The 16384-nt window shown below is 59.2% G+C and carries 13 protein-coding genes; 4 read left to right on the top strand and 9 right to left on the bottom strand.

Features of this window, described 5'->3' with window-relative positions; all coding sequences use genetic code 11:
• Window positions 1-102: 102 nt before the first annotated feature.
• Together JOE33_RS01980 and nudC are read left to right on the top strand one after the other, a co-directional pair.
• On the top strand, window positions 103-915 hold the full coding sequence (locus tag JOE33_RS01980) for a crotonase/enoyl-CoA hydratase family protein (protein WP_187625893.1): 813 nt from the start codon (window positions 103-105) through the stop codon (window positions 913-915).
• A gap of 38 nt (window positions 916-953) precedes the next feature.
• Window positions 954-1790 (top strand): NAD(+) diphosphatase, encoded by an 837-nt coding sequence (gene nudC, locus JOE33_RS01975; protein WP_054992850.1) that lies wholly within the window; start codon window positions 954-956, stop codon window positions 1788-1790.
• Here nudC and JOE33_RS01970 read toward each other — a convergent pair.
• From JOE33_RS01970 to JOE33_RS01945, 6 genes are all read right to left on the bottom strand, one after another.
• Window positions 1758-2537 carry a TSUP family transporter gene (locus JOE33_RS01970; RefSeq protein ID WP_209924030.1) on the bottom strand — a complete coding sequence of 260 codons (780 nt, stop codon included), beginning with the start codon at window positions 2535-2537 and terminating at the stop codon, window positions 1758-1760. The genes nudC and JOE33_RS01970 overlap by 33 nt on opposite strands.
• A gap of 91 nt (window positions 2538-2628) precedes the next feature.
• Complete coding sequence (locus JOE33_RS01965; RefSeq protein ID WP_010433830.1) at window positions 2629-3777, bottom strand: Gfo/Idh/MocA family oxidoreductase; 1149 nt, start codon at window positions 3775-3777, stop codon at window positions 2629-2631.
• A 99-nt stretch (window positions 3778-3876) separates the two neighbouring features.
• Entirely contained in the window at window positions 3877-4644 is a 768-nt protein-coding gene (locus JOE33_RS01960; RefSeq protein WP_032613997.1) for an SDR family oxidoreductase, read from the bottom strand.
• 27 nt (window positions 4645-4671) lie between these two features.
• Window positions 4672-5739 carry a phosphotransferase family protein gene (locus tag JOE33_RS01955; protein WP_010433835.1) on the bottom strand — a complete coding sequence of 356 codons (1068 nt, stop codon included), beginning with the start codon at window positions 5737-5739 and terminating at the stop codon, window positions 4672-4674.
• 211 nt (window positions 5740-5950) lie between these two features.
• Complete coding sequence (locus JOE33_RS01950) at window positions 5951-6268, bottom strand: SCP2 sterol-binding domain-containing protein (RefSeq protein WP_010433839.1); 318 nt, start codon at window positions 6266-6268, stop codon at window positions 5951-5953.
• Window positions 6269-6323: 55 nt separating this feature from the next.
• The gene (locus JOE33_RS01945) at window positions 6324-7034 is read right to left on the bottom strand and encodes a histidine phosphatase family protein (protein WP_122529019.1); all 711 of its coding nucleotides are present in this window, start codon (window positions 7032-7034) and stop codon (window positions 6324-6326) included.
• A 205-nt stretch (window positions 7035-7239) separates the two neighbouring features.
• Between JOE33_RS01945 and sohB the strand changes: the two genes are divergently transcribed.
• A complete protein-coding gene (gene sohB / locus JOE33_RS01940) occupies window positions 7240-8262 on the top strand; it encodes a protease SohB (RefSeq protein ID WP_003369385.1) in 1023 nt (340 codons plus the stop codon).
• Window positions 8263-8802: 540 nt separating this feature from the next.
• Here sohB and JOE33_RS01935 read toward each other — a convergent pair.
• Both JOE33_RS01935 and JOE33_RS01930 read right to left on the bottom strand, forming a co-directional pair.
• Window positions 8803-9297 (bottom strand): DUF934 domain-containing protein, encoded by a 495-nt coding sequence (locus JOE33_RS01935; RefSeq protein WP_010429422.1) that lies wholly within the window; start codon window positions 9295-9297, stop codon window positions 8803-8805.
• Window positions 9281-10939, bottom strand: a complete 1659-nt coding sequence (locus JOE33_RS01930; protein WP_010429423.1) for a nitrite/sulfite reductase — start codon at window positions 10937-10939, stop codon at window positions 9281-9283. Before JOE33_RS01930 ends, JOE33_RS01935 begins: the two co-directional genes overlap by 17 nt.
• Before the next feature lie 553 nt (window positions 10940-11492).
• Here JOE33_RS01930 and JOE33_RS01925 point away from each other — a divergent pair.
• Entirely contained in the window at window positions 11493-12647 is a 1155-nt protein-coding gene (locus JOE33_RS01925) for an ABC transporter substrate-binding protein (RefSeq protein ID WP_010429428.1), read from the top strand.
• On the opposite strand, the gene metH is transcribed toward JOE33_RS01925, so the two are convergent.
• Complete coding sequence (metH, locus tag JOE33_RS01920; RefSeq protein WP_209924029.1) at window positions 12604-16323, bottom strand: methionine synthase; 3720 nt, start codon at window positions 16321-16323, stop codon at window positions 12604-12606. The genes JOE33_RS01925 and metH overlap by 44 nt on opposite strands.
• Window positions 16324-16384 lie beyond the last annotated feature (61 nt).

The raw sequence follows: 16384 nt of genomic DNA, 5'->3' as shown, positions 1-16384 counted from the left end.
TTTGCGGGTCCGGCAAATGTCACTTCAGTCCGGTTACGATGTATCTGTTGCTGTTGTTATAGTCCTGCGCCTGAACACCCCAACCTGTCTGAGGATCACGCCGTGACTGATTATCAAAGTTTCCGGGTCGAGCTGGCCGACAACATTGCTCACGTACAAATCAACCGGCCCGAGAAACTGAACGCAATGAACGAGTCGTTCTGGACGGAGATAATCGGCATTTTTGACTGGATAGAGCGTAATGACGAGATTCGCGTCGTGGTGCTCAGCGGGGCGGGCAAACACTTTTCGTCAGGCATCGATCTGGCATTGCTGGCCTCGGTCGCCAGTCAGATGAGCAAGGATGCAGGGCGTAATGCCCGTCTGTTGCGGCGCAAGATCCGCGACATGCAGGCCTCGTTCACTGCCGTGGACAATTGCCGCAAACCGGTTCTTGCCGCGATTCAGGGCTACTGTCTGGGCGGCGCCATCGACCTGATTTCCGCGTGTGACATGCGTTATGCAGCGGCCGACGCGCAGTTCGCCATTCGCGAGATCGACATGGGCATGGCGGCTGATGTCGGCACATTGCAACGCCTGCCCAGGATCATCGGTAACGGTGTGCTGCGCGAACTGGCCTACACCGGGCGTACCGTCGGTGCGGAAGAGGCGCAACGGATCGGGCTGGTCAATCGCACCTTCGATGACGCGGAAGGTCTGTTGCAGGGTGTCCTGGCGGTGGCTCGGGAAATAGCAGGCAAGTCGCCCATTGCCATTGAAGGCACCAAGCAAATGATCAGCTACATGCGTGATCACAGAGTGGAAGACGGTCTCGAACACGTTGCCATCTGGAACGCAGCCATGCTGCAATCACCTGACCTGAAGTTGGCGATGGCTGCGCAGATGAGCAAGCAGAAGCCGGTTTTCGATAATTGATAAATGACAAGGCTCGAGTTTGAGCGAAGGAGTTTCCCATGTCGCGCCCGGAGCGTTGGACAACTGCAGTTCTGGATGTCGAGGCCCCTGGCGGTTTGGCTGTGGTCCAGTGTGATCAGGGTTTTCTGCTGGATGCCAACGGGGTGATGTTTCCCAGAGGCTGGTTGGCCGGGCTGGACTTGCCGGTGCAGAGCGAGCACGGCATCGGCCATTTTGACGGGGAGCCGGTCTACCTGCTGGTGCTTGAGCGCTCGGTTGCCGTCGAGGGCTGCGCCTGGCAAGGCCTGCGTCAGTTCATGCTGGAAGGCGATTTTGCTGTTTTTCAGATGCTCGGCTACGCCGCACAAGTCAGCACATGGGCCAGGGAGCATCGTTTCTGCGGCGCCTGTGGTCGTCCGACGGTGCAGATTCGCGGCGAGCGGGCGATGTTCTGCGAGCACGACAACCTGCGGCTTTACCCGCGCATTTCGCCAAGCATGATCGTGCTGGTTACCCGGGGTGATGAAATCCTGCTGGCCCGTTCACCGCGTTTTGTCACCGGTATGTACAGCGCACTGGCCGGGTTCGTAGAGCCGGGTGAGTCTGCCGAAGACTGTGTACATCGCGAGGTGATGGAGGAGGTGCAGGTACGCATCAAGAACCTGAAGTACCGGGGCAGCCAGTGCTGGCCGTTCCCTCACTCGATGATGCTCGGGTTTCATGCCGAATATGAAAGCGGGGAAATCGTGCCCCAGGCAGAAGAAATCGAAGACGCACGCTGGTTTCATGTCGATGACCTGCCGCCGTTACCGGCCAATCGGTCGATTGCCCGTTACCTTATCGAGGCGTATCTGGCCGAGCGCTCAGGCGCCCCCGAACCAGTGCTGCCAGGCTAGGCGCACGGTCAGGCCCAGAACCACAGTGATGAACACCGGGCGGATGAATTTGGCACCGCCCTTGATCGCGGTGCCCGCACCGAAGTAGGCACCGAGCATCACCGCAAGGCCCATGCTCAGGCCGATGATGTAGTCCACCTGGCCGGAAAAGATGAATACCGACAATGCCACGGCATTACTGACGAAGTTCATGCTGCGTGCCACGCCGCTGGCCTTGACCAGGTCCACCGGGTAGAGCAGCAGGGTGCTGACTGTCCAGAAAGCACCGGTACCCGGTCCGGCAACACCGTCGTAGAAACCCAGGCCCAGTCCTTGCGGCAACTGCCATTTCCTTTTGATCGGTGCGTTGCTGTCCAGCGGCGCCTTGGGCGTGCCGCCAAATAACAAGTACAGCCCGCAGCCGAACACGATCACCGGCAACATCTGGTTCAGCCATTCGGCTGGCAGGTAATGGGCGATCACCGCGCCAAGCGCAGCACCGACTGCAGTGCCGGCCACTGCATGCAGCCATTGGCGCGGATCAAACAGCTTGCGACGGTAGAACGTGAAGCTGGCAGTCGCTGAACCAAAGGTCGAACTGAGCTTGTTGGTGCCCAGCACCAGGTGCGGCGGCAGGCCGGCGGTCATCAGCGCAGGGGTGGTGAGCAGTCCGCCGCCACCGGCGATGGCGTCTATGAATCCCGCTATGAAAGCAACCACGCCAAGAATGGCGAGGGTGGTCAGGTCAACGCTGAGTTCAAAGGGCATGGGGCAGAGGGCTTATGGCGAGGACGGCAGGGGGGCAGAATGGCTGCCCGAACGTGGCGCATTCTACCCCTTGTGCAACGCTTGCAGGAAGTCAGATGTCGGTGAGCGCGACCCAGCGCTGTTCGGCTGCAGCCACACGTATCGCTGTTGCCAGGCGCTCGATCTGCCACGCTTCTTCGAAGTCCGGGCCACGGCTGCGCTGACCGCATACGGCCTGGATGAGCGCCTGTACTTCGAGCGCCTTGAGCTCGTTGTAGCCCAGTTGGTGGCCGGGAGCCGGGCAGAATGCGGCGTAACCCGGTTGTGCAGGGCCGGCCAGCAGACGTTGAAAACCGTCGCGTCCCGCCGCGCCTGTACGGTACAGGCGCAGTTCGTTGAGCCGCTCCTGATCGAACGAAAGCGTGCCCTTGGTGCCGCTGATCTCGAAACTCAGGTGGTTTTTGTAGCCGTGTTTGAGCCAGCTGCTGCTGAAGGTTCCGCGTGCTCCGTTGGCAAAGCGCAGTAGCGCGTGGGTCTGGTCGTCCACTGCAATGGCGCGCATCTGGTCGCTGCCGATGCTCGCCGGGCGTTCACGGTGTACGGTGCTGGCGTCGGCGCAGACTGCTTCGATGTCGCCCAGCAAATGACGAGCCATTGCCAGCAAATGGCTGCCCAGGTCGGCCAGCGCACCGCCCGCATGCGCTGCTTCACAACGCCACGACCAGGGTGACGCCGGATCGCCCATGAAATCCTCGCTGAACTCGCCCTGAAAGCTGACGATCTCGCCCAGTTCGCCGGCTTCGAGCATTTCCCTGGCGAGCCCGATCATTGGGTTGTGCTGGTAGTTGTAGCCGACCTGGGTGACGACACCCGCAGCCTTGGCACTGCGGCGCATCTCATCGGCCTGGGTGAGGTTCACGGCCAGCGGTTTTTCGCAATATACCGCCTTGCCTGCGGCGATAGCGGCCATTGCCATCGGGAAGTGCAGATGATTAGGGGTGGTAATTGCCACGATCTGTACGTGCGGATCATCGATCAACTGCTGCCAGTCAGCGTGGCTGCGGTCGAACCCCCAGGCACTTGCGCACTGCTCGGCGCGAGCACTGTCGGCATCCGCCAGCGCGCTGAGCCGTATGCGCGCAGGCAGGTCGAGCGCAGCGTTGGCATTGCCGAACGCTAGCGCATGAGCGCGGCCCATGAAGCCTGTGCCGATCAGTCCGATACCCAGTTGCGCAGGCGATGTGGAAAGGGATTCCCGCATGACATTCTCCAGAAAGGATTGTTGTTATGCGGAAAATATATTCCATATATTCTAACCATGGAAAATTAATTCACTTTCTTTGTGCCAGTCAGGCGGTTCTCAGGATAGAAAGCCTCCATCGACGTTCAACGCCACGCCGGTGGTATAGCTGGAGGCCTCGCTTGCTAGGTAAAGCACTGCTCCGGCCATCTCGCTGGGGGCGGCAACGCGTTTCAGCGGGATCTGCGACAGCGCCATGTTGAGGATCGCGTCGTTCTTGACCAGTGCCGATGCGAATTTGGTATCTGTCAGGCCGGGAAGCAGGGCGTTGCAACGGATGCCGAATTCAGCGCACTCCTTGGCAAACACCTTGGTCATGTTGACCACGGCTGCCTTGGTCATCGAATAGACACCTTGATAGGCGCCCGGCGATACCGCGTTGATGGACGCCACGTTGATGATGCTGCCGCCGCCGTTTTCGCGCATCAGCTTGCCCGCTTCCACGGACATGAAAAAGTAGCCGCGAATGTTGACGTCGACCGTCTTCTGGAATGCTCCTGGATCGGTGTCCAGCACATTGCAGAACTGCGGGTTGGTGGCGGCGTTATTGACCAGAACGTCCAGACGCCCGAACTGCTGACGGATCTGCGCGAATGCATGGGTTATCTGTTCCAGCTCACCAATGTGGCAGGCAATGGCTGTTGCCTTGCCACCCTCGCTGACGATGGCGTCCGCCACTGCCTGGCAACCCTCGATCCGGCGGCTCGAGGCGATAACGTGCGCGCCTTGCTGGGCAAGCAGCCTGGCGATGGCTTCACCGATTCCTCGGCTGGCGCCTGAAACGAAGGCAACCTTGCCATCAAGGTCGAAAAGCTGGGTTCTGGACATGTCATTTCCTTGTCTTGGCGCTGGCTGTCAGAGGCTGGATTTTTCGATCACACTCAGGCTCATCTGCTCCAGCAGCCTGTTCATGTGAATGAATTGGGCAAAGCGTTTGTCCTGGGTCTGGCCATGAAAAAAGCGGTAGTAGATCTGTTGCACGATACCGGCCAGACGGAACAGGCCATAGGTGTAATAGAAATCGAAATTGTCTATGCGCACGCCGGCGCGCTCGGCGTAATAGTCGACAAATGCCTGGCGGGTCAGCATCCCCGGAGCATTGCTCGGCTGGCGACGCATCAATTGAACAGGGGCCGGGTCGTCAGCCTGTATCCAGTAGGCGAGGGTGTTGCCCAGGTCCATGAGGGGGTCGCCCAGCGTGGTCAGCTCCCAGTCCAGCACGCCGATGATGTGCATCGGGTTGGCGGGGTCGAGGATCACATTGTCGAAACGGTAGTCGTTGTGCACGATGCTCGAGGTGGGTGAGTCGGCAGGCATTTTGGCTACCAGCCACTGCCGGACCTGCTCCCAGGCCGGAGCGTCCGGGGTCATTGCCTTCTCGTAGCGCTCGCACCAGCCGGAAATCTGCCGCTGTACATAGCCCTGCGGCTTGCCGAGGTCACCCAGGCCACAGGCCTGGTAATCGACGCGATGCAGGTCCACCAGTTTGTCGATGAAGTTTTTGCACAGCTGTTCGGTCTGTCGTGCATCCAGCGCCAGTTCCGGCGGCAGGTCAGAGCGCAGGATGATCCCCTTGACGCGCTGCATCACGTAGAACTCCGAGCCGATCAGCGACTCGTCCGTGCAGTGCATATACGCCTCGGGACAGTAGGGAAAGGCTTCCTTGAGCTGATTGAGAATGCGGTACTCGCGACCCATGTCATGCGCCGAACGCGCCTTGTGTCCGAAGGGTGGACGACGCAGCACCAGTTCCCGCTCAGGGTACTGAAGCAGGTAGGTCAGGTTCGATGCGCCGCCCGGAAACTGACTGATCGTCGGCATGCCGTGAAGATCCGGCATGTGCGCCTTCAGGTACACGTCGATTAGGGAGGCGTCCAGTTCTTCGCCTGTGCGAATCTCGGTGGACTGGTCAGTCAGTGCCATACGTATCCCTTGTGTTTATTATGGTCAGCGCAAACTATTGACTAATCTAATGATCGTCCGGTTCGTGATCAAGCGCATGAGCGCTTTATAGGCTAGCGTGTTGCCGAACAATCAGTGGCTCTGATTGCGGTTTGTAGAAAGATGCACGCACAAAAAACCGAAGCCGCCAGGGCTTCGGTTTTCAGGTAGTACGGCCTGCAGCGCGGCAGGTTTATACCGGGAACAGCTCGCTGAGCTTCATGGCCAGCATCATGTCGCCTTCGGCACGCAGCTTGCCGCCCATGAAGGCCTGCATGCCATCGGTCTCGCCGCTTACGATGCCCTTGAGGGTCTCGCTGTCCATGACCAGAGTCACGTTGGCATCCGGGTTTTCGCCTTCCTGCAGGTCGCAGGTGCCGTCCTTGACGATCAGAGCGTATTGCTTGTCTTCGTCGGTGATATTGAAACCGAAGACCAGGTCCAGACCGGCAGCAGCAGCTGGGTTGAACTTGTTTTTCATGGTCTGTACGGCGTCTGCTACTGAGGTCATGTGGTGATCCTTTTTGAGTGAGTGCCAGCGTCCAACAAGACGCGATTGGCCGGGCTCAGCGATAGGTGATGAGCTCCGGCGCCTTCAGCAGTTGCAAATGTGTGTAACCGTTGAAGGAAGCCAGGGTAACGTCGTCGCCTTTGAATTTAAGCTGGTGCAACGACGTATTGACGATGTGCCAGTGAAGCTCCAGTGCCTTTGATGCAGGCATTCCGGTAATGAGATGCAGCAGGGCGGTAATGGTGCCGCCGGAGGTGAATACCGCGATACGCTCGTGCGGGCCGGCAGCCTGGAGAATCCGCTTCAGGCCTGCTTCGACGCGCGCAACGAACGCCTGCCAGCTTTGCAGCCCTGGCGTGTCGTGATTGCCACTCAGCCAGCGCCCGGTAATCAGGTTGAACAGGCGCTGGAATCCAGCAGGATTTGCGGCGGCGTCGCGCAGAATCTCCAGCGCTTGCGGTTCGTCTTCGAGCATCGCCGGTATCAACGCCCTGATCACGCCTTCGGCATCGAATTCATCGAACGCGCTGTCCAGCTGCACATCAGGCGTATCAAGGCCCGCTTCGGCGTACTGGCCCAGCATATGCCGGGCGGTATCTTTCTGGCGCATCAGCTCACCGGACACACAGCGATCAAAGCTCAGGCCCTGCTCGGCAAGGTAGGCACCCAGCACCTGGGACTGACGAATACCCACGGGCGACAGCACGTCGTAATTGTCTGCACCAAATGAGGCCTGGCCATGTCGTATCAGGTAGATGCTGCCCACGTCCGTTTCTTCTCGGTACGCCGAAGGTGCACCGAGGTTATGAGGGATGCCGGGGGACTGTCAATGAAAAAACATACGCTCGTTTGAAATCATCGTTTTAATGGTTTGTAACGGGTCATTGGCTGGTGCGCCGCTCAGGGCGTCGGTATGCTGCATTCATCACAGTCCTTGATTGGTAAGGGCCTGACACTAATGAGGGATATTCGTGGATTTCGTTGTCGATTACGCAAGTTTTCTGGCCAAGACCGTGACGCTGGTGATCGCCATCGTTGTGGTGCTGGTTGCCATTGCGTCCATGCGTGGCAAGGGCCGTCGCAAGTCGTCCGGACAATTGCAGGTCACCCGGCTCAATGATTTCTATAAAGGCCTGCGCGAACGGCTTGAGCAGTCATTGCTCGACAAGGAGCGCCTCAAGACGTTGCGCAAGGAGCAGGGCAAGGCGCTGAAGAAAGAGAAAAAGCAGGCCGAGCCCAAGGCCCGTGTCTATGTGCTGGATTTCGACGGGGATATCAAGGCCTCGGCCACTGAAAGCATGCGTCATGAAATCACCGCACTGCTGACCCTGGCCACTGACAAGGATGAAGTGGTACTGCGTCTGGAAAGCGGCGGCGGCATGGTCCACAGCTATGGCCTGGCGTCGTCGCAACTGGCGCGCATTCGTCAGGCGGGCATCCCGTTGACGGTGTGCATCGACAAGGTCGCGGCCAGTGGCGGCTACATGATGGCGTGCATCGGCAACAAGATCATCAGCGCGCCGTTCGCCATCCTCGGGTCCATTGGCGTTGTGGCACAGCTGCCCAACGTCAATCGCCTGTTGAAGAAGCACGACATCGATTTCGAAGTGCTGACCGCAGGTGAGTACAAGCGCACCCTGACCGTGTTTGGCGAAAACACCGAAAAGGGCCGCGAGAAATTCCAGCAGGATCTGGACATCACCCACGACCTGTTCAAGAACTTCGTTGCCAGCTATCGCCCGCAATTGTCCATCGACGAAGTGGCAACGGGTGAGGTATGGCTGGGCATGGCAGCGGTCGACAAGCTGCTGGTCGATGAGCTCAAGACCAGTGACGAGTACCTGGCTGAGCGAGCCAAGGACGCAGACGTGTTCCACCTGCACTACGTGCAACGCAAGAGCCTGCAGGAGCGCATGGGCATGGCGGCTGCCACCTCTGCGGATCAATTGGCCACCAAATGGTGGGGACGTTTGACTCAGCAGCGGTTTTGGTAGGAGTGCGTGAAAAGGTGACCTGAGTCGAATCCAAGTCACCTGATGGCGCAGAACCGCTTTGCGACGCGGAGCGTCACGAACTGCATTCCCACGCGGAGCATGGGAACGATAGTCGTCAGATCCCGAGCCGTGCTCTTAACCAAACTGTTTTAAAGTGCTTTTCAACCGCGATGGCACTGACGACGCAGAGTACGACGTAAGTGACGGCTGAGTCCTGGCGCTGATCCAGGGCTAGCCTGGCAGGACGCCATGCTAGCCGCACCGGGCCATGGATGGCCCGTTGCGGCGACCCCCGGATCAGTGACAGGGCGAAGGAACCCGACGAAGTCGGGCCGGAAACGGAGCTTGGGACTTTGCTCACTTTGGTCCCTCAAAGTGAGTCGCTGAGGGGCGAAAAGGTGACTTGAGCCGAACGCCAATCCACCTGACATCGCAGAATCGCCGTGTGACGCAGAGCGTCACGAACTGCGTGCCTGCGCGAAGCGTAGGCACAATAGTTATCTTAATTGAGCACCGGGACGAGACGCCGAGACGCCTGAATCAGCGGCGCCGGAACAGCGGCAGCGGCTCGTCGGTCGCAGCCTGATAGGTGACCGAGAAGTCCTTCAAGCCTTCCAGCGCCTCATACGGATCCTTGTCGGCACGCACCGCAAACGCATCGAAGCCACAGCGGCGCATGTAGAACAACTGATCGCGCAGCACGTCGCCGATGGCGCGCAACTCACCCTTGTAGCCATAACGATCGCGCAACAGGCGCGCATTCGAGAAGCTGCGACCATCAGTGAAGGCCGGGAAATTCAGGGCGATGACCTGAAACTGGTCAACGTCCTCGCCGATTTCCTCGGCTTCCTCATCGCTGTCCAGCCACACACCCAGACCACCATCGCGTGCCTTGAGGGCGTGCGCGTGTTCGCGCCATAGCGCCAGCGGCACGATCAGGTCGTCGCAGTTCGACAGGCTGTCAAACGTGGTGTCCTTGGGCAGCAGGTGCCAGGTTTCATCGATGACTTCGTTGTTCTTAATGATTCGCTGCATAGACGCGCTCCTTGAAAGGGTCAATGCCAATACGTTGGTAGGTGTCGATGAAACGCTCGTCTTCGGTACGTTTTTCAACGTAGACGTCGATCAGCTTCTCGATCACGTCCGGCATCGCCTCCTGGGCAAAGGAAGGGCCGAGAATCTTGCCCAGGCTTGCGTCACGGCTGGCACTGCCGCCGAGCGAAACCTGATAGAACTCTTCACCTTTCTTGTCCACGCCCAGCACGCCGATATGGCCGACATGGTGGTGGCCGCAGGCGTTCATGCAGCCGGAGATGTTCAGGTCCAGCTCGCCGATATCGAACAGGTAGTCCAGATCGTCGAAACGACGCTGGATGGATTCGGCAATCGGGATCGACTTGGCATTGGCCAGTGAGCAGAAATCACCGCCCGGGCAGCAGATGATGTCGGTCAGAAGGCCAATGTTCGGCGTCGCGAAACCATTGTCGCGCAGCTCGTTCCACAGGCTGAACAGCTCACTCTGCTCAACATCGGCGAGGATGATGTTCTGCTCGTGAGAGGTGCGCAGTTGACCGAAGCTATAGCGATCGGCCAGGTCGGCAATGGCGTCCAGTTGCTTGTCGGTCACATCGCCAGGGGCGACGCCGGTTGGCTTGAGCGACAGGGTCACGGCAATGTAGCCAGGCTTCTTGTGCGCCAGCACATTGCGTTGACGCCAGCGAGCGAAACCTGGGTGTTGGGCGTCCAGCGCTGCCAGTTCGGCGTGCTGATCGCTGAGAGCCTTGTATTGCGGGTCAACGAAGTGCCGGGAAACGCGCTGCACTTCGGCTTCGGTCAGGGTGGTCTGACCGCCACGCAGGTGAGCCATTTCAGCCTCGACCTTGGCGGCGAACACTTCAGGGGTCAGCGCCTTGACCAGAATCTTGATTCGCGCCTTGTACTTGTTGTCGCGACGGCCATAGCGGTTGTAAACCCGCAGGATGGCGTCGAGATAGCTCAGCAGGTCCTGCCACGGCAGGAACTCATTGATGAAGGCACCGACGACAGGCGTACGGCCAAGGCCGCCACCGACCAGAACGCGGAAGCCCAGTTCGCCAGCTTCGTTACGCAATGGCTCGAGGCCGATGTCATGCACTTCGATGGCTGCGCGGTCGCTGGTCGAGCCGTTGATCGCGATCTTGAACTTGCGCGGCAGGTAAGCGAATTCAGGGTGGAACGTGGTCCACTGACGGACGATCTCGCACCATGGACGCGGGTCTACCAGTTCGTCTGCCGCCACACCGGCAAACTGGTCGGTGGTGACGTTGCGCAGGCAGTTGCCACTGGTCTGGATAGCGTGCATCTGCACGGTCGCCAGTTCAGCGAGAATATCGGGAACATCTTCAAGCGCAGGCCAGTTGAACTGTACATTCTGGCGGGTGCTGATGTGCGCGTAGCCTTTATCGTAGTCACGCGCGATTTTCGCCATCATGCGCGCCTGGCGAGAGGTCAGCTGACCGTAGGGAACGGCGACGCGCAACATTGGCGCGAAGCGCTGAACATAAAGACCGTTTTGCAGGCGCAACGGTCGAAACTCTTCTTCGCTCAGTTCCCCGGCCAGGTAGCGTCGGGTCTGATCCCGGAACTGCTTGACGCGGTCCTCGATGATCTTCTGATCGTAATCGTCGTATACGTACATATAGGTCCTGTTCTCAGGCTTCGTCATGAAGCAGGGCAGTGGCGTCAGTCTGGAAAAAGCCCGCTGCTCGTTGTTTCCTGCTTCATCTGGTCAATTCTGCGCGCACGGCCGCGCACTCCCCGGGGAGCGAAGGCGACGATAGCAGTTTGCAGTTATCGATAAAAGTGATGTTTATATATATGCAAATCACTAAAAGCGATAAACAAAAGGGCGACTGTTCATATCCCTGCTTGCCGTGTGGGCAAGACTCGACTTAACTGAACGCTGACCGATGCCGAACAGGTGTCGGGACACTCCTATTCATGTGCAATCACCCACAAGACCGACAAGAGGCGATGCGATGAGCAAGCACCCAAAAATAGCCAAGCCAGCCAGATCCGTGGATACCTGGGCCATTTTATTCATTGTCATTCTGGCGGTAGGCGCCGCGATGTTCTGGGCCAGCAGCCAGTGACAGGCTGATAAAGAATCTGCCGAGGTCTCCAGAACCTTGCTGCCGCAGCCGATAACTCGCTCGTAGCGATAAATCCCTGCTGCTTCAAGGTTCGTTGATATGAAGGCGTTATATGCTGGCTGGCTGATGCTGTGCAGTTGTCTGTGGGCTGGGACGACACACGCCGCCTCGGTAGTATTTCTGAGCCCCGGTGCAGCATCCGATAATTATTGGCAGAGTTATTCCCGGGTCATGCAGACGGCTGCCGACACCACCGGCATGTCGCTGAAAATACTTTTTACCGAGCGCGACACCCGCAAGTTGCTCGATCTGGCGCGAGCGACGCTGCAGGGGGACGAGCGCCCGGATTACCTGTTGTTTTCCAATGAGCTGAATATCGCCCCTGAAGTCCTGCGTATGTCCGTGGGCAGCGGGGTCAAGCTGTTTGCCGTCAACAATACGCTGACCCCTGACCAGATCCGGATTCTCGGTGACCTGCCATCGCGCTATCCGAGTTTCATCGGCAGCCTGGTGGGTAACGATGAAGAGGGCGGTTATCTGACAGCAAAACGGCTTATCAGTCTCGCGGCTCCTGTCACGGATGGTCAGGTCATCGACATGCTGGCATTTTCCGGGACCAACACCACGCCCGTTTCCCTGTTGCGTGAAAAAGGCATGCTGCGCGCCCTGGCCGAGCATCCGGAGGTGCATCTACGGCAGATTGTGCTGGGTGGCTGGCGCCGTGATCGCGCGCTCGAGCAGGCTCGCGTGCTGTTCAAGCGTTACCCGCAGACACGCCTGGTATGGGCTGCCAACGAGCAAATGGCGTTCGGTGCGATGGATGCATTGCGCGAGAGAGGCGGCAAGCCGGGGCAGGACGTATTGTTCAGTGCTATCAACGGCACGTCACTTTCGCTGCAGGCTCAGCTCAATGGCAGTCTGAGCGTTGTGGCTTCAGGGCATTTCACCCTGGGCGGGTGGGCGATCATTCTCTTGCACCGCTATGACACTGCCCAAAGGCAGGCGCGGCAACAGATCGGCGCACGCATCATTGATGTGGTTCACGTCGTCGAGCCGCAGGATGCGCAACGCTTTCTGAATGCAGCCAGGGGCGAGCATTACCGGCTCGATATTCAGGCATTCAATGTGCAAGCTTCTGGCGAAGCGTCGCCATTTTCCCTGAAAGGGATGTTGCCGCCTGATCACTCAAGCGGCGATAACCGGTCAGGCGTTACTCGTCGTAGCCCAGGTTCGGGGCCAGCCAGCGCTCGGTGACACTGAGGTCCTGGCCCTTGCGGGCGGTGTAGCTTTCGACCTGATCCTTGTCGACCTTGCCCACGGCGAAGTATTGCGCCTGAGGATGGGCGAAGTACCAGCCGCTGACCGCTGCAGCCGGGAACATCGCGTAGTGCTCGGTCAGGAACACACCGCTCTTGCCTGCGGTGTGTTCGGCGCTGCCTTCCGGCAGTGGATCGAGCAGGGCGAACAGGGTGCCCTTTTCCGTGTGATCGGGGCACGCTGGGTAACCGGGCGCCGGGCGTATGCCCATGTATTGCTCCTTGATCAGCGCCTCGTTATCCAGTGCTTCGTCCTTCGCATAACCCCAGTACTCCTTGCGCACCTGCTGGTGCAGCCATTCTGCGCAAGCTTCGGCGAGACGGTCGGCAAGCGCCTTGACCATGATCGAGTTGTAATCGTCGCCCTTGTCCTGATACGCCTTGGCAACTTCCTCGGCGCCAATGCCGGCAGTAGTGATGAACCCGCCGATGTAGTCGGTCAGGCCACTGTCCTTTGGCGCAACGAAGTCGGCCAGCGAGAAATTCGGCTTGCCGTCAGGCTTGATGGTCTGCTGGCGCAGGTGATGCAACCTGGCCAGCGGCTTGCCGTCGTCGCCATAGACTTCCAGATCATCGTCATTGACCTGATTGGCCGGCCAGAAGCCGAAGACCGCGCGGGCGCTGATCAGCTTCTCGTCGATCAGCTTGCGCAGCATCTGTGTGGCGTCGGCGTACAGCGCGGTGGCTGCTTCACCGACCACTTCGTCGTTGAGGATGCGCGGGTACTTGCCAGCCAGGTCCCAGGAAATGAAGAACGGCGTCCAGTCGATGTACTCGGCCAGCACGTTCAGGTCGATATCCTCCAGCACCCGGGTACCGGTGAACGTCGGCTGAGCAGGGGTGTAGTTTTCCCAGTCGAACTGTGGCTTTTTAGCCACTGCAGCACCGTAGCTCAGGCGTTCAGTGCGCGCGCTGCGTGCCGAGGTGCGCTCACGCACTTCGATGTATTCGAGTCGGGTCTTTTCAATGAAGGCCGGCTTCAGCTCTTTCGACAGCAGCTGGGTCGCGACGCCGACTGCTCGGGAAGCATCGGTGACGTAGATCACTGCGTCATTGCTGTATTTGGGCTCGATCTTTACCGCCGTGTGCGCCTTGGACGTGGTAGCGCCGCCGATCATCAGCGGCAGGTGAAAGTCCTGGCGCTGCATTTCCCGGGCGACATGCACCATTTCGTCCAGTGACGGGGTGATCAGGCCGGATAGGCCGATAATGTCGCATTTCTCGTCGCGGGCCACTTGCAGGATTTTTTCGGCAGGCACCATCACGCCTAGGTCGACGATGTCGTAGCCGTTACAGCCCAGCACAACGCCGACGATGTTCTTGCCGATGTCGTGCACGTCGCCCTTGACCGTCGCCATCAGGATCTTACCCTTGGCTTCCGGCTTGTCGCCCTTTTCCAGCTCGATGAACGGAATCAGGTGCGCCACCGCCTGCTTCATCACGCGTGCGGACTTGACCACCTGGGGCAGGAACATCTTGCCTGCGCCAAACAGGTCGCCGACCACGTTCATGCCCGCCATCAGCGGGCCCTCGATCACTTCGATGGGCCGCGCGAACCCCAGGCGCGACTCTTCGGTGTCCTGGACGATGTGGGTGGTGATGCCCTTGACCAGCGCGTGTTCCAGACGCTGATTGACCGGCCAGCTGCGCCATTCTTCGGTTTCGGCTTCCTTGACGCTGCCATCACCCTTGAACTTGTCGGCCATCGCCAGCAACGCGTCGGTACCCTCCGGATTGCGGTTGAGCACCACGTCTTCGACGCAGTCGCGCAGTTCAGCGGGGATCTGGTCGTAGATTTCCAGCTGACCGGCGTTGACGATGCCCATGCTCAGGCCATTGCGGATCGCATGCAGCAGGAACACCGAGTGGATCGCTTCACGCACCGGGTTGTTGCCGCGGAACGAGAACGACACGTTGGACACGCCGCCCGACGTCAGCGCATATGGCAGCTCGTCACGGATGTAGGCGCACGCGTTGATGAAGTCCACGGCATAGTTGTTGTGTTCTTCGATACCGGTGGCGATGGCGAAGATGTTCGGGTCGAAAATGATGTCTTCCGGCGGGAAGCCCACTTCGTTGACCAGAATGTCGTAGGAACGCTTGCAGATTTCCTTCTTGCGCGCCTCGGTATCGGCCTGACCCTGTTCGTCGAAGGCCATGACCACCACGGCCGCGCCGTATCGCTTGCACAGCCGTGCGTGATGAATGAACTGCTCGACGCCTTCTTTCATGCTGATGGAGTTGACGATGCCCTTGCCCTGAATGCACTTGAGGCCGGCCTCGATCACTTCCCACTTCGAGGAGTCGATCATGATCGGTACGCGGGAGATGTCCGGCTCGCCTGCGATCAGGTTGAGGAAGGTCACCATGGCCTTCTTCGAGTCAAGCATCCCTTCGTCCATGTTGATATCGATCACCTGAGCGCCGGCTTCGACCTGCTGCAGGGCGACTTCCAGCGCTTCGGTGTAATTGTCTTCACGGATCAGGCGGGCAAAGCGCGCGGAGCCGGTAATGTTGGTACGCTCGCCAACGTTGACGAACAGCGACTGGCGATCAATGGTGAACGGTTCGAGGCCCGACAGGCGGCAGGCCTTGGGAATGTCCGGAATTTCCCTGGGCGCGTAACCCGAAACAGCCTCGGCAATCGCCTTGATGTGGGCCGGGGTAGTACCGCAGCAGCCGCCGACGATGTTCAGGAAACCGCTTTGGGCGAATTCTTCGATGATCTTCGCCGTCTGGCTCGGCAGTTCGTCGTATTCGCCAAATGCATTCGGCAAGCCGGCATTGGGGTGCGCGGAGACATGGGTGTTGGCTTTATTGGCCAGCTCTTGCAGGTAAGGGCGCAGTTCGCTGGCGCCCAGTGCGCAGTTCAAACCGACCGAGATCGGTTTGGCATGGCTGATCGAGTTCCAGAACGCTTCGGTGGTCTGGCCGGACAGGGTGCGCCCCGAGGCATCGGTGATGGTCCCGGAAATCATGATCGGCAGCTCGAAGCCCACTTCTTCGAACACACCCTGTACAGCAAAGATCGCCGCCTTGGCATTGAGCGTGTCGAAAATGGTCTCGATGAGGATCAGGTCGGCACCGCCTTCGATCAACCCCTTGGTCGCTTCGGTGTAGTTCTCGACCAGTTCGTCGAACGTCACGTTGCGATAGCCGGGGTTGTTGACGTCCGGGGACAGCGAGCAGGTGCGGCTGGTAGGGCCCAGAACGCCCGCAACGAAGCGCGGCTTGTCCGGGGTTTCCAGCGTCTTGGCGTCTGCGACCTTGCGTGCCAGGCGTGCACCTTCGACGTTCAGTTCGTAGACGATCGATTCCATGCCGTAGTCGGCCTGGGACACCTGCGTGGCGTTGAATGTGTTGGTCTCGAGAATGTCGGCGCCAGCATCCAGATAAGCCTTCTCAATGGCGCCGATCACGTCAGGACGGGTCAGGATCAACAGGTCGTTGTTGCCTTTGACATCGCTGGGCCAGTCGGCAAAGCGCTTGCCGCGATAATCCTGTTCTTCGAGCCTGTAGCTCTGGATCATAGTGCCCATGCCGCCATCGAGGATCAGGATCCTCTGTTTCAGAGCAGTGAGAAAGGCTTGATGGCGGGCGCTGCGGTCAGACATGGGGGCTACCTTGAGAAGGTCGATTCTTTAAAGAACGGGATGATAGCAAACCGGAACGGTT

The organism is Pseudomonas sp. PvP027 (assembly GCF_017833005.1).
GTDB lineage: Bacteria > Pseudomonadota > Gammaproteobacteria > Pseudomonadales > Pseudomonadaceae > Aquipseudomonas > Aquipseudomonas congelans.
The sequence above is the reverse complement of the archived record's forward strand: the minus strand, read 5'-3'. Positions and strand labels throughout refer to the sequence as shown.